Raw genomic sequence first — 12,279 nt, 5'->3', positions numbered from 1 at the left:
TGGCAGTTGTATACTGTCTGCATATACAGTATTGCAGGTAGCCACCGATGCGACTCTTTATCGCCGAGAAGCCCACGCTGGGCCGCGCCATTGCCGATGCCCTGCCCAAGCCCCACAAGAAGGGCGACGGTTTTATCGAAACAGCCCAGGGGGATGTGGTCACCTGGTGCATCGGCCATCTGCTGGAGCAGGCCGAGCCCGATGCCTATGACGCCACCTTCAAGCAGTGGCGGATGGAGCATCTCCCCATCATCCCCGCCCAGTGGCAGCTGGTGGCCAAACCCAAGACCAAAACCCAGCTCACCGTCATCAAGCGGTTGATCAAGCAGGCGGACTGTGTGGTCAACGCCGGTGACCCGGATAGGGAAGGGCAACTGCTGGTGGACGAGGTGATCGACTTTCTCGGCTACCCGAAAACCAAGCCGGTGCAGCGCTGCCTCATCAGCGATCTCAACCCGCCTGCGGTGCGCCGCGCTCTCGAGAAGCTGAGGGACAACAAGGAATTCGTACCGCTGGCGGTTTCCGCACTGGCCCGCAGTCGGGCCGACTGGCTCTACGGCATCAACATGACCCGCGCCTATACCCTGCTCGGGCGCAAGGCGGGTTGCAGCGAGCTGCTCTCGGTCGGTCGGGTGCAGACCCCGCTGCTGGGGCTGGTGGTGCGGCGGGATCTCGAGATCGAGGCCTTCGTGCCCAAACCCTTCTACGAGGTGCTGGCCCATCTGCTGACCGACGGCAACGAGCGCTTCACCGCCAAGTGGCTGCCATCGGAAGCCTGCCTGCCGTGGCAGGATGAGGAGGGGCGGGTGCTCAATCGGGCGCTGGCCGACAAGGTGGTGAGCCGGATCAACGGCCAGCCCGCTCAGGTCGAATCGGTGGAGGAGCAGGCCCGCAAGCAGGCGGCGCCGCTGCCCTACAACCTCTCCAGCCTGCAGATCGATGCCGCCAAACGCTTCGGCATGGATGCCAAGCGAGTGCTCGACATCTGCCAGAGCCTCTACGAGCGCCACAAGCTCATCACCTACCCGCGCTCCGACAGCCGTTATCTGCCGACCGACCATTTCAAGCGGGCCGAGCAGGTGCGCGGTGCCATCGCCGCCACAGCGCCTGCGCTGGCCAAGGCGGTGAGCGAGGCAGACGGCAAGATCCGCAGCAAGGCGTGGAACGACAGCAAGGTGGATGCCCACCACGCCATCATCCCCACCGAGAAGCAGGGCAACCCCGCCACGCTGGGGGCCGACGAGGCGAAGCTCTATGGCCTGATTGCCCGCCAGTATCTGCTGCAGTTCTATCCCCCGTTCGAATACAACGACAGCAAGGTGCTGCTGCGCATCGCCGGTGGTCTGTTTCAGGCCAAGGCGCGGCGCATTCTCAAAGCGGGCTGGAAGGCACTGCTCGGGGTAGAAGAGGATGACGACGAAGAGAAAGCGGGCACGCTGCCTGCCCTGAAAGAGGGAGAGCAACTGCTGTGCGAGCGGGGCGAACTGCAGGAGAAGATGACCCAGCCGCCCAAGTCGTTCACCGATGCGACTCTGCTGGCGGCCATGACCGGCATCGCCCGCTATGTGCAGGATCCCGAGATCCGCAAGACCCTGCGCAACACAGACGGCCTCGGCACCGAAGCGACCCGGGCAGGCATTATCGACCTGCTGTTCAAGCGCCGCTTTCTGGTGCGTCAGGGCAAGAGCATCAAGGCGACCCCGACCGGGCGGGCGCTGGTTCAGGCGTTGCCAGCCACCGCTACCACGCCGGATATGACTGCGCTGTGGGAGCAGAGCCTTGGCCAGATCGCCGAGCGCCACGGCAGCTACCAGCAGTTTATGGGGCCGCTCACCGAGCAGCTCAACGGTCTGATTGAAGGGGCGCGACAGGATTCCGGCGCCAGCTTCAGCGCCCTGCCCAAGGAGGCGCCGGGTGCCGGCAAGCGGCGTTTTACCAGGCGCAAGAGCGGAGCTTCAGCAGCTAAAAAGGGCAAAAAACAAGCCACATTAGCCCCTTCTAAACCGGTAGGCCGCGAATTGGTATCAAGATGGGAAAAAATGGTGAAGTAATGGATTTCAGTGTGATTAGTAGAAAAAGAGCGGCAATTTTGCCGCTCTTTTCATTGTTTTTGTAATCATCCGGTATAGACGTTCTCTTCCGGATAACGGATGCGGGTCTCGACCGGGCGGGCCAGCATAAAGGCCAGGGTCAGGGGGCCGAGACGGCCGCAGATCATCACCAGTACCAGGATCAGCTTGCCCGGCTCGCTCAGGGAGGCGGTGATGCCGGTGGAGAGGCCGACGGTGGCAAATGCCGAGATGGTCTCGAACATGATTTTGTCGAACGGCAGATCCTCGGTCACCATCAGCAGGAACATCGCCAGCATCAGCACCATGGTGCTGACGATGATGATGGCTAGCGATCGGGTCACGATCTGGGGCGACAGGGTGCGGCCAAAAGCGGTGACATGAGGTCGTTTGGTCAGAAACGCCTTGGTCGCCAGTAGCACCACGGCGAAGGTGGTGACTTTGATACCACCACCGGTCGAGGTGGCACCGGCACCGATAAACATCAGCATCATCAGAAACAGCAGCGCCGCCGGGGTCATCAGCCCGATATCTATGGTATTGAAACCGGCGGTACGGGCACTGGCAGACTGGAAGAAGGCAGCCAGCAGCTGGCCACCGACACCGGCCTTGCCGAGGGTGCCGGGGTTGTTGTGTTCCAGCAGCCAGAACATCAGGGTACCGGCCAGCAGCAGCGCCGGGGTCATCAGCAGCATCAGCTTGCTGTGCAGCTTCAGCTTGCGCCAGCGGCGGTTGCGCACCAGATCGACGATGACGGTAAAGCCGATCCCCCCCAGGATCAGCAGACCGGCGATGGTCAGGCTGATGATGGGGTCGTCCCTATAGTCCATGAGGTTGTTGGCAAACAGCGAAAATCCGGCGTTGTTGAAGGCTGATACCGCGTGGAAGAAGCTGACATAGAGGCCGTGCACCCAACCCATCTCGGGCACCCAGCGGATCGCCATGATGCCGGTACCAATCAGCTGGGCGATAAAGGCGAACAGCACGATCCGTTTGACCAGCTGAATGATGTTGACCGAGCCCTCCTGTCCCAGCGCCTCCTTGGCCAGTACCTGCTGGCGCAGACCGACCCGCTTGCTGAAGATGGCGATCAGCAGCAGGGTCATGGTCATCTGGCCCAGACCGCCGATCTCCATCAGCATCAGCAGGAAAATCTGTCCCTGCAGGGTGAAGGCGGTGCCGGTATCCACCACGCCAAGACCTGTCACGCTGATGGCCGAGGTGGCGGTAAACAGGGCGTTGACGAAGGTAACCTCGCCATTGTGGCTGGAGGGTTGCACCAGAAAGATGGTGCCAATCAGCAGAATGATCAGAAAGCTGCCGAGGATCAGCCGGGCTTCGCTCCAGCGAGAGTCCTGCTCCCGATGGAGGGCGAAGGCGTAGCTGCTGCGCCAGTTGATCATAGGGTTTCGAGCCAGTGGTCGATGGCGTGCTTGTTGCCCGCCAGGATCAGGATGTCGCCCAGTTGCAGCTCCATCTTGCCGGTCAGTACGTTGTGCAGCACATCACCACGCTTGATGGCGAGCAGCTGGAAATCGCTCTGTTGCAGCAGATGGAAGTCGCCCAGTTCTCGGCCGTTCTGTTGTAGGCCAATCACGAACTCGGTCAGCACCATGTCGTGGCCCAGCTCCAGATAGTCGAACAGCCGGTTGTCCAGCATGCTCTGGGCGACCCGGCGGCCCATGTCCCACTCCGGGTTGATCACCTTGTCGGCGCCCACTTTCTGCAGGATCTTGGCGTGGAACTTGTCGCGCGCCTTGACCCACACCTTTTTCACGCCCGCCTCTTTCAAGACGAGGGTGGTGAGGATGCTGGTCTCCAGGTTGTCACCGATGGCAACGAAGACGATATCGAAATTGGCCAGTCCCAGCTCGGCCACGGTGGCCTCGTCGGTGGCATCCGCCACGATGACGTGATTGCAGAGGGCGGCGATTTGCCGGGTCTTGCTCTCGTCGATATCGATGGCCAGTACTTCGGCATCTTGCCGTTGCAGCTCTTCGCACAGCGCGCTGCCAAACAGGCCCAGGCCGATGACGGCAAACTGGTTGTTCATGAGTTGTTCCTCAGCAGTTGAAGTCGCCTACTCTAAACCACTGCTATTCCCCCGAAAAGGGCTCGGGTTTTTCGTCATGGGGTAACTTGAGGTAGACTGCGCCCTTGCACCAAGCCGGGATAGACCGATGAAACTGAATGCCAACGCCTCCTTGTTGAAGCTCAACACCCTTGCCCTCGATGCGTACTGCCTCTGGCTGGCCGAGGTGGAGCAGGTTGCCGATCTGGCGACCCTGCGTGCCGATCCACAGTTCAACCAACTGCCGCGCCTCAATCTGGGCGGCGGCAGCAACATGCTCTTCACCACCGATTTTCTCGGCCTGGTGGTGCTCAACCGGCTCAAGGGGATTACCGCTGAAGATGGTGGCGATCACTGGTTGCTCCATGTGGCGGCCGGTGAAGATTGGCATCAGCTGGTGCGCCATACCTTGCAACAGGGCTGGTTCGGGCTGGAGAATCTGGCGCTCATTCCCGGTACGGTCGGTGCAGCGCCGGTGCAGAACATCGGTGCCTATGGCGTTGAGCTGGCCGACTTCTGCGCCTATGTCGAGGCGTTCAACTGGCAGAGTGGCGAGATTGAACGGATCGCGGCGGCAGAGTGCCGCTTCGGTTATCGCGACAGCATCTTCAAACACGAGTATCAGGATTCCCACCAGATCACCGCCGTCGGGCTCAAACTACCCAAGGCGTGGCAACCGGTGCAGGGCTATGGCCCGCTGGCGGCGCTCGGTGACGCGCCTTCGGCGCAGGCCATCTTCGATACCGTCTGTGCCACCCGCATGGCCAAGCTGCCGGATCCCGCCGTACTCGGCAATGCCGGCAGCTTCTTCAAAAATCCGGTGGTGCCTGCCGCGCTGGCGGAGAATCTCAAGGCGCGCTATCCGCAGATGCCCTGCTATCCGGCCGGAGAAGGGCAGGCCAAGCTGGCGGCAGGCTGGCTCATCGATCAGTGCGGGCTGAAAGGTTTCTCCATTGGCCGCGCCGCCGTTCATCAGGAGCAGGCGCTGGTGCTGGTCAATCTGGGGGGCGCCAGTGCCATGGAGCTGATCGCGCTGGCGGCTCATGTCCGTGACAGCGTGGAGCAGACATTTGGCGTGGTGCTGGAGCACGAGGTGCGCTTTATGGGGGCGCACGGTGAAACCTGGCTCGACGAGGTGCTCTCATGACGTTGACTCCCATCAGACAGACCCTGATCACCCTGCTTAGCGACGGCCAGTTTCACTCCGGCGAACAGCTGGGTGAGCAGCTCGGCATCAGCCGGGCGGCGGTGAGCAAACACATGGCGGCGCTCAAGGAGCTGGGGCTGGATCTCTTTAGCCTGACCGGCAAGGGCTACCGGCTGGCGGTGCCGATGGCGCTCTATGATCAGGCTACCTTGCAGGCACTGGCCCCGATGGCACCGGTGCACTGTTTTCCGGTCATTGGCTCGACCAATCAACACCTGCTGGATCGGGTCAATGAGCTGCGCTCCGGCGAGAGCTGTCTGGCCGAGTGTCAGACCGCCGGGCGCGGTCGTCGTGGCAAACCCTGGATTTCGCCGTTTGGTTGCCAGCTGATCCTCAGCATGTACTGGCGACTCGAACAAGGCATGGCGGCAGCCATGGGGCTGAGTCTGGCGGTCGGCGTGGCAGTGGTTGAGGCGTTGGAGTCCCTTGGTTATCAGGGGGTCGAGCTCAAGTGGCCGAACGACCTCTACTATCAGGGCCGCAAGCTGGCGGGAATACTGGTGGAGATGAGCGGTAGCGCCGGGGCCAGCTGTCATCTGGTGATCGGCATCGGCCTCAATCTGGCGATGCCTGCCCGCGAAGGTGAGAAGATTGATCAGGCCTGGGCCGAGCTGCGCCACATCAATCCGGAACTGGTGGATCGCAATCAGTTGGCGGCCCGGATGATCGTCCATCTGCAGCGGGCGCTGCAAACCTTTGAGCAGCAGGGGTTGGCAAGCTTTGTCGATGAGTGGAACCGGCTCGATCACTTTGCCGGTCGCCCGGTGCGCCTGCTGATGGGAGATCAGGAGATCCGCGGCATCGCTCGTGGCATCGACGATCGCGGCGCCCTGCGACTGGATACGGAGGAGGGCACCAAGTTCTATCTGGGTGGTGAACTCTCCCTGCGCCGGGGCGACTGAGGGTCAGTAAGGCCGCTCATGATGCCAAACAAGAAGAGGGGGCCCGCGGGCCCCCTCTTCGTTATCCGGCAACCGCCGTCATCATTTGCGCAGCTTGATTTGCTCGATGGCGTGCTCATGGCCCTTGGTCATGATCAGGTTGGCTCGCTCACGCGTTGGCAGGATATTTTCTTGCAAATTCAGATAGTTGATATCTTGCCAGATGTTGCTGGCGATCTGGGTCGCCTCACTCTCCGCCAGCTTGGCGTAGTTATGGAAGTAGGAGTCGGGATCCGAGAAGGCGCCGCTGCGGAATTTCAGGAAGCGTTCGATATACCAGGTACGCAGCAGTTCTGCATCGGCATCCACATAGATGGAGAAGTCGACGAAGTCCGACACGAAGACCCGATGGGGCTCCTGAGGGTAGTCCATGCCGCTTTGTAGTACATTGAGCCCTTCCAGGATCAGGATGTCCGGCTGCTCCACCACCTTCTTCTCATCGGGAATGATGTCGTAGATAAGGTGGGAGTAAACCGGCGCTTCGACCTTCTCGTGACCGGCGCGGATATTGGCGACAAATTCCACCAGATGGCGGATATCGTAGGACTCAGGGAACCCCTTGCGGCGCATCAAGCCGCGCTCTTCCAGTACCTTGTTGGGATAGAGGAAGCCGTCGGTGGTGACCAGCTCCACCCGCGGGTGTTCCGGCCAGCGCTCCAGCAGGGCCTGCAGAATACGGGCCGTGGTGCTTTTGCCCCCCGCCACGCTGCCAGCAATGCTGATGATATAGGTGCCCTTGCCGCGGGACTGGCCGAGGAACTGCTCCAGCACCCGGCTGCGACGTTGTTTGGCTTTGACATAGAGATTGAGCAGGCGGGAGAGAGGCAGATATATCTCTTCCACTTCCCGCAATGACACCTTCTCGTTGATCCCGCGCAGGGTCTGCAGATCGTGTTCGGTCAGGGTCAGGGGGACCGAATCGCGCAATAACGCCCATTGTTCGCGGGTGAATTGCAGATAGGGGTTATGCTCTGTCGTCATGGTGTCATCACTGTTTCTTGGGCACGGCGACCATACACCAAGGGTGGGGGAGCGACAAGGGACGCAGCAGGATTGGCTTGTTTGCCCCCGCTTTTTTGCAAACTTCCCAGCAATAAAGCATATTTTGCCGGGTTCAATGGTTGCATCCCCCAAAACCTTACAATAAAATGCGCGACGCTTGACTGTCTGTCGTCTATTTGCCGTGCAAAAGCGATAAACACAACGGGTGCAAGCAGAATTACCGTTGTGACAATCTGGCGTCTGGAGGGGTTCCCGAGCGGCCAAAGGGATCAGACTGTAAATCTGACGGCTCTGCCTTCGAAGGTTCGAATCCTTCTCCCTCCACCATATTTCTCTGCGGTTTGAGTTCTTTGGGTTAGAGAAATGCGGGCATCGTATAATGGCTATTACCTCAGCCTTCCAAGCTGATGATGCGGGTTCGATTCCCGCTGCCCGCTCCAAGATGCTGATATGGCTCAGGCGTTAGCAGAGCCGCACCCTAGGGTGAGTTCGGCAAGCGAACCAGCCATCAGTACCTCTCTCTTTCCCACCAGATTCAAATCCATCATATAAACTGTTCTGTGGTTAGCTTGCCACCGCGTACTCAGCGTTAGTTTAGAGGGACGATCATGTCTAAAGAAAAATTTGAGCGTAATAAACCGCACGTTAACGTGGGTACCATCGGCCACGTTGACCACGGTAAAACCACCCTGACTGCAGCTATCACCAACGTGCTGGCCAAGCACTTCGGTGGTAAAGCTTTCGCCTTTGACCAGATCGACAAGGCACCGGAAGAGCGTGAGCGTGGTATCACCATCAACACCTCCCACGTAGAATACGACACCGCTACCCGTCACTACGCCCACGTAGATTGCCCGGGTCACGCCGACTACGTTAAAAACATGATCACCGGTGCTGCCCAGATGGACGGCGCGATCCTGGTAGTAGCAGCGACTGACGGCCCGATGCCGCAGACTCGTGAGCACATCCTGCTGGGTCGTCAGGTAGGCGTTCCGTACATCATCGTGTTCATGAACAAGTGTGACATGGTAGATGACGAAGAGCTGCTGGAACTGGTCGAGATGGAAGTTCGTGAACTGCTGTCCGAGTACGACTTCCCGGGTGATGACCTGCCGGTAGTTCGTGGTTCTGCACTGAAAGCGCTGGAAGGCGAAGCTCAGTGGGAAGAGAAGATCCTGGAACTGGCTGGCCACCTGGACAGCTACATTCCGGAGCCGGAGCGTGCGATTGACCAGCCGTTCCTGATGCCGATCGAAGACGTATTCTCTATCGCTGGCCGTGGTACTGTAGTTACCGGTCGTGTAGAGCGCGGTATCGTTAAAGTAGGTGAGACCGTAGAAATCGTTGGTATCAAAGATACCGTTTCTACCACCTGTACTGGTGTTGAAATGTTCCGCAAGCTGCTGGACGAAGGTCGTGCAGGCGAGAACATCGGCGCCCTGCTGCGTGGCGTGAAGCGTGAAGAAGTTGAGCGTGGTCAGGTACTGGCCAAGCCGGGCACCATCAAGCCGCACACCAAGTTTGAATCTGAAGTGTACGTGCTGTCCAAAGAAGAAGGTGGTCGTCATACCCCGTTCTTCAAAGGCTACCGTCCGCAGTTCTACTTCCGTACTACCGACGTGACCGGTACCATCGAACTGCCGGAAGGCGTAGAGATGGTAATGCCGGGCGACAACATCAAGATGGTTGTTACCCTGATTGCGCCGATCGCGATGGACGACGGCCTGCGTTTCGCTATCCGTGAAGGTGGCCGTACCGTAGGTGCTGGTGTTGTAGCTAAAGTTATCGCTTAATCTTTGGCTTACATAAATAAAGCAAAGCCCCTATAATAGGGGCTTTCTTGTGTAGGGGCGTAGTTCGAATTGGTAGAACAGCGGTCTCCAAAACCGATGGTTGCGGGTTCGAGTCCTGCCGCCCCTGCCATATACCTCGTCTCGTACGGGGCTTTTGTGTCTTTGGTTACGTCAGATACAGGTGGGTTGTATGAGTGTAAGTTCTGAGAGCCAGGGCGGAAGCAAGGATACCCTGCTTTGGGGCCTGGTTTTCATTATCCTGGCGGCCGCTGTAGTGGGTAATTACCTGCTCAACGATGTTGTCGCTGCCGTCCGCGCCCTGGGTGTGGTCGTTGTCATTGCTGCTGCTGGTGCAGTAGCCCTGCAAACCACCAAGGGAAAGTCAACACTGGCATTCGCCCGTGAGTCTCGCCTGGAAGTCCGCAAGGTCGTATGGCCGACCCGTCAGGAAGCCATTCAGACAACCCTGATTGTGCTGGCGGTGACCGCCGTGATGGGGCTGCTGCTGTTCGTTCTGGACGGTGCCTTGGTCTGGTTGGTCAACCTGATTACCGGTGTGTAAGGATAAGCCATGACTGAACAACGTGAACAACGTATGAGATGGTATGTCGTGCAGGCTTTTTCCGGCTATGAAGGCCGTGTAGCCAAGTCCCTGCGTGAACATATCAAGATGCATGGCATGGAAGACATGTTCGGTGAAGTACTGGTCCCGACCGAAGAAGTGGTCGAGATGCGTGCTGGCCAGAAGCGCAAGAGTGAGCGCAAGTTTTTCCCGGGTTATGTCCTGGTCCAGATGATCATGGATGAAACCACATGGCACCTGGTGCGTAATGTACCGCGTGTCATGGGCTTCATCGGCGGTACTTCCGACCGTCCGGCACCGATCTCCGACAAAGAGGCCGATGCCATCCTGAACCGTCTGCAGGATGCCCACGACAAGCCGCGTCCGAAAACCCTGTTTGAACCGGGTGAAATGGTGCGGGTTGCTGATGGTCCGTTTGCCGACTTCAACGGTACCGTTGAAGAGGTCGATTATGAGAAGAGCCGCGTGAAGGTCTCTGTACTGATCTTCGGTCGTTCTACTCCTGTTGAACTGGATTTTGGTCAGGTCGAAAAAGGCTGATTGAATTCTGTACGTTTAACGGTTGTCAGGGGCAGCGAATATCTCTATAATTCGCTGCCCCTTTATTAGTTGGGGAGCCGTTTGCAGGAGCATGTCTCCGAGGCGCTAGAACCCATATTTGAGGTAATTTCCTAATGGCTAAGAAAGTCACAGCTTATATCAAGCTGCAGGTTGCTGCTGGTGCAGCCAACCCGTCTCCTCCCGTTGGTCCTGCACTGGGTCAACACGGTGTTAACATCATGGAATTCTGTAAGGCGTTCAACGCTCGTACAGAGAAGCTGGAAAAAGGTTCACCGACTCCGGTCGTGATCACCGTTTACAGCGACCGTTCCTTCACCTTCGAAACCAAGACTCCGCCTGCTTCCTTCCTGCTGAAGAAAGCTGCTGGCATCAAGTCTGGTTCTTCCAAGCCGAACAAAGACAAGGTTGGTAAGGTGACCGTTGCCCAGCTGCAAGAAATCGCCAAGACCAAAGAGCCGGATATGACTGGTGCCGATCTGGATGCAAAAGTACGTTGCATCGCAGGCTCCGCTCGTTCCATGGGTCTGGTAGTGGAGGATTAAGACAATGGCTAAACTTTCCAAGCGTATGCGCGTTATTCGCGAAAAAGTTGACGGTACCAAAGAGTACTCCATCAACGAAGCCATTGCCCTGCTGAAAGAACTGGCTACCGCCAAGTTCGTTGAAAGCGTTGACGTTGCTGTCAACCTGGGTATCGACGCTCGTAAATCTGACCAGAACGTACGTGGTGCTACTGTACTGCCGCACGGTACCGGTCGTGATGTACGCGTTGCCGTATTTACCCAAGGTGCCAACGCCGAAGCAGCTAAAGCTGCCGGTGCTGACCTGGTAGGTATGGATGACCTGGCCGATCTGGTTAAGAAAGGCGAGATGAACTTCGACGTAGTTATCGCATCCCCGGATGCCATGCGCGTTGTTGGTCAACTGGGTCAAATCCTGGGCCCGCGCGGCCTGATGCCGAACCCGAAAGTTGGTACTGTAACTCCTAACGTTGCCGAAGCTGTCAAGAACGCCAAGGCTGGTCAGGTTCGTTACCGTAACGACAAGAATGGTATCATCCATACCACTCTGGGTAAGGTTTCTTTCAACGAAGTTCAGCTGAAAGAAAACTTGGAAGCTCTGCTGGTTGCCCTGAAAAAAGGCAAGCCCTCTTCCGCCAAAGGTCAATTCATCAAGAAAGTCAGCATCTCCACCACCATGGGTGCCGGTGTTGCCGTAGACCAAGCTTCTCTGGAAGCTCAGGCCTAATTGATGGGTTTTACAAGGCGCAAAATTTAATCTATAATTTTGCGCCTTGATTGGTTGGGGGTTTCGACCTCCGTCCAAGACCGCAGGAGGCTGCAAAGCCTTAATGTTTCCTGCGTAGACGGTGCCGGAAACCCAGCGAGAAAGATTCTTTCTCTTCTGGAATCCTGCTACCGCATCGTTCCCCTCTGTTGTAAAGGTAGGGGGGATGTGTCAGTACTGGGTCAATAGACCCGGATTCAATCCAGGAGTTAAGCCAATGGCATTGGGACTCGAAGACAAAAAGGCAATTGTTGCTGAAGTCAACGAAGCTGCCAAAGGCGCTCTTTCTGCAGTTGTTGCCGATTCTCGCGGTGTAACTGTAGACAAGATGACCGTCCTGCGTAAAACCGCTCGTGAAGCCGGTGTGTACATGCGCGTTGTGCGTAACACCCTGCTGCGTCGCGCGGTAGAAGGTACCGAATACGAGTGCCTGAACGACGCATTTACCGGTCCTACCTTGATTGCTTTCTCTAACGAACACCCGGGCGCTGCTGCTCGTCTGTTCAAAGAGTTTGCCAAAGCGAACCAAAAGTTCGAAATCAAGGCTGGCGCTTTTAACGGTGAGTTTATCGCCGCAGCACAAATTGATCGTCTGGCCACGCTGCCGACTTACGAAGAAGCAATTGCGAAGTTGATGGCGACTATGAAAGAAGCCTCTGCTGGCAAGCTGGTTCGTACTATCGCTGCTGTTCGCGACCAGAAACAAGCTGCTGCTTGATTCTCGCCTATTTAGGCTGTTTGAGTTTATTCAACATCAGGAATTTT

Annotated in this window: 12 protein-coding genes and 3 tRNA genes; 12 read left to right on the top strand and 3 right to left on the bottom strand. The window is 57.8% G+C overall.

Going from position 1 to position 12,279, the window contains the following annotated elements:
• Window positions 1-47: 47 nt before the first annotated feature.
• The gene (locus AACT07_RS06525) at window positions 48-2,051 is read left to right on the top strand and encodes a DNA topoisomerase III (protein WP_069526967.1); all 2,004 of its coding nucleotides are present in this window, start codon (window positions 48-50) and stop codon (window positions 2,049-2,051) included.
• Window positions 2,052-2,116: 65 nt separating this feature from the next.
• On the opposite strand, the gene AACT07_RS06520 is transcribed toward AACT07_RS06525, so the two are convergent.
• Together AACT07_RS06520 and AACT07_RS06515 are read right to left on the bottom strand one after the other, a co-directional pair.
• Window positions 2,117-3,472 carry a TrkH family potassium uptake protein gene (locus AACT07_RS06520; RefSeq protein WP_042082855.1) on the bottom strand — a complete coding sequence of 452 codons (1,356 nt, stop codon included), beginning with the start codon at window positions 3,470-3,472 and terminating at the stop codon, window positions 2,117-2,119.
• Window positions 3,469-4,122, bottom strand: coding sequence for a potassium channel family protein (locus AACT07_RS06515; RefSeq protein WP_005339863.1), 654 nt, complete (start codon window positions 4,120-4,122; stop codon window positions 3,469-3,471). The genes AACT07_RS06520 and AACT07_RS06515 overlap by 4 nt, the downstream gene beginning before the upstream one ends.
• Before the next feature lie 127 nt (window positions 4,123-4,249).
• Here AACT07_RS06515 and murB point away from each other — a divergent pair, with 127 nt between their 5' ends.
• Together murB and birA are read left to right on the top strand one after the other, a co-directional pair.
• A complete protein-coding gene (murB, locus tag AACT07_RS06510; RefSeq protein WP_069526966.1) occupies window positions 4,250-5,287 on the top strand; it encodes a UDP-N-acetylmuramate dehydrogenase in 1,038 nt (345 codons plus the stop codon).
• Window positions 5,284-6,249: a bifunctional biotin--[acetyl-CoA-carboxylase] ligase/biotin operon repressor BirA gene (gene birA, locus AACT07_RS06505; RefSeq protein WP_069526965.1), complete on the top strand. Its 966-nt coding sequence runs from the start codon at window positions 5,284-5,286 to the stop codon at window positions 6,247-6,249. Before murB ends, birA begins: the two co-directional genes overlap by 4 nt.
• An 81-nt stretch (window positions 6,250-6,330) precedes the next feature.
• Here birA and coaA read toward each other — a convergent pair whose 3' ends face one another.
• Complete coding sequence (coaA, locus tag AACT07_RS06500; RefSeq protein WP_005339877.1) at window positions 6,331-7,269, bottom strand: type I pantothenate kinase; 939 nt, start codon at window positions 7,267-7,269, stop codon at window positions 6,331-6,333.
• Window positions 7,270-7,532: 263 nt separating this feature from the next.
• Here coaA and AACT07_RS06495 point away from each other — a divergent pair.
• From AACT07_RS06495 to rplJ, 9 genes are all read left to right on the top strand, one after another.
• A tRNA-Tyr gene (locus AACT07_RS06495) sits at window positions 7,533-7,617 on the top strand.
• Window positions 7,618-7,655: 38 nt separating this feature from the next.
• Window positions 7,656-7,730 (top strand) — tRNA-Gly (locus tag AACT07_RS06490).
• A gap of 168 nt (window positions 7,731-7,898) precedes the next feature.
• A complete protein-coding gene (gene tuf, locus AACT07_RS06485) occupies window positions 7,899-9,083 on the top strand; it encodes an elongation factor Tu (protein ID WP_005341825.1) in 1,185 nt (394 codons plus the stop codon).
• A 53-nt stretch (window positions 9,084-9,136) separates the two neighbouring features.
• A tRNA-Trp gene (locus AACT07_RS06480) sits at window positions 9,137-9,213 on the top strand.
• 60 nt (window positions 9,214-9,273) lie between these two features.
• Entirely contained in the window at window positions 9,274-9,645 is a 372-nt protein-coding gene (secE, locus tag AACT07_RS06475) for a preprotein translocase subunit SecE (RefSeq protein ID WP_069526964.1), read from the top strand.
• Between the two features lie 9 nt (window positions 9,646-9,654).
• A complete protein-coding gene (gene nusG, locus AACT07_RS06470) occupies window positions 9,655-10,206 on the top strand; it encodes a transcription termination/antitermination protein NusG (protein WP_005306318.1) in 552 nt (183 codons plus the stop codon).
• A gap of 134 nt (window positions 10,207-10,340) precedes the next feature.
• Window positions 10,341-10,769, top strand: a complete 429-nt coding sequence (gene rplK, locus AACT07_RS06465) for a 50S ribosomal protein L11 (RefSeq protein WP_005339887.1) — start codon at window positions 10,341-10,343, stop codon at window positions 10,767-10,769.
• A 4-nt stretch (window positions 10,770-10,773) separates the two neighbouring features.
• Window positions 10,774-11,475 (top strand): 50S ribosomal protein L1, encoded by a 702-nt coding sequence (rplA, locus tag AACT07_RS06460; protein ID WP_005339888.1) that lies wholly within the window; start codon window positions 10,774-10,776, stop codon window positions 11,473-11,475.
• A gap of 256 nt (window positions 11,476-11,731) precedes the next feature.
• Window positions 11,732-12,232, top strand: a complete 501-nt coding sequence (gene rplJ / locus AACT07_RS06455; protein WP_005339895.1) for a 50S ribosomal protein L10 — start codon at window positions 11,732-11,734, stop codon at window positions 12,230-12,232.
• The last annotated feature ends 47 nt before the right edge of the window (window positions 12,233-12,279 follow it).

It is taken from the genome of Aeromonas sp. ANP5 (genome assembly GCF_963870295.1).
Lineage (GTDB): Bacteria > Pseudomonadota > Gammaproteobacteria > Enterobacterales > Aeromonadaceae > Aeromonas > Aeromonas veronii.
This window is presented reverse-complemented; position numbering and strand designations above follow the sequence as displayed.

Coding starts and splice junctions, on each gene's coding strand:
- rplK (WP_005339887.1), top strand. CDS start 10,341: ATGGCTAAGAAAGTCACAGCTTATATCAAGCTGCAGGTTGCTGCTGGT.
- AACT07_RS06525 (WP_069526967.1), top strand. CDS start 48: ATGCGACTCTTTATCGCCGAGAAGCCCACGCTGGGCCGCGCCATTGCC.
- AACT07_RS06520 (WP_042082855.1), bottom strand. CDS start 3,472: ATGATCAACTGGCGCAGCAGCTACGCCTTCGCCCTCCATCGGGAGCAG.
- tuf (WP_005341825.1), top strand. CDS start 7,899: ATGTCTAAAGAAAAATTTGAGCGTAATAAACCGCACGTTAACGTGGGT.
- nusG (WP_005306318.1), top strand. CDS start 9,655: ATGACTGAACAACGTGAACAACGTATGAGATGGTATGTCGTGCAGGCT.
- murB (WP_069526966.1), top strand. CDS start 4,250: ATGAAACTGAATGCCAACGCCTCCTTGTTGAAGCTCAACACCCTTGCC.
- AACT07_RS06515 (WP_005339863.1), bottom strand. CDS start 4,122: ATGAACAACCAGTTTGCCGTCATCGGCCTGGGCCTGTTTGGCAGCGCG.
- rplJ (WP_005339895.1), top strand. CDS start 11,732: ATGGCATTGGGACTCGAAGACAAAAAGGCAATTGTTGCTGAAGTCAAC.
- secE (WP_069526964.1), top strand. CDS start 9,274: ATGAGTGTAAGTTCTGAGAGCCAGGGCGGAAGCAAGGATACCCTGCTT.
- birA (WP_069526965.1), top strand. CDS start 5,284: ATGACGTTGACTCCCATCAGACAGACCCTGATCACCCTGCTTAGCGAC.
- coaA (WP_005339877.1), bottom strand. CDS start 7,269: ATGACGACAGAGCATAACCCCTATCTGCAATTCACCCGCGAACAATGG.
- rplA (WP_005339888.1), top strand. CDS start 10,774: ATGGCTAAACTTTCCAAGCGTATGCGCGTTATTCGCGAAAAAGTTGAC.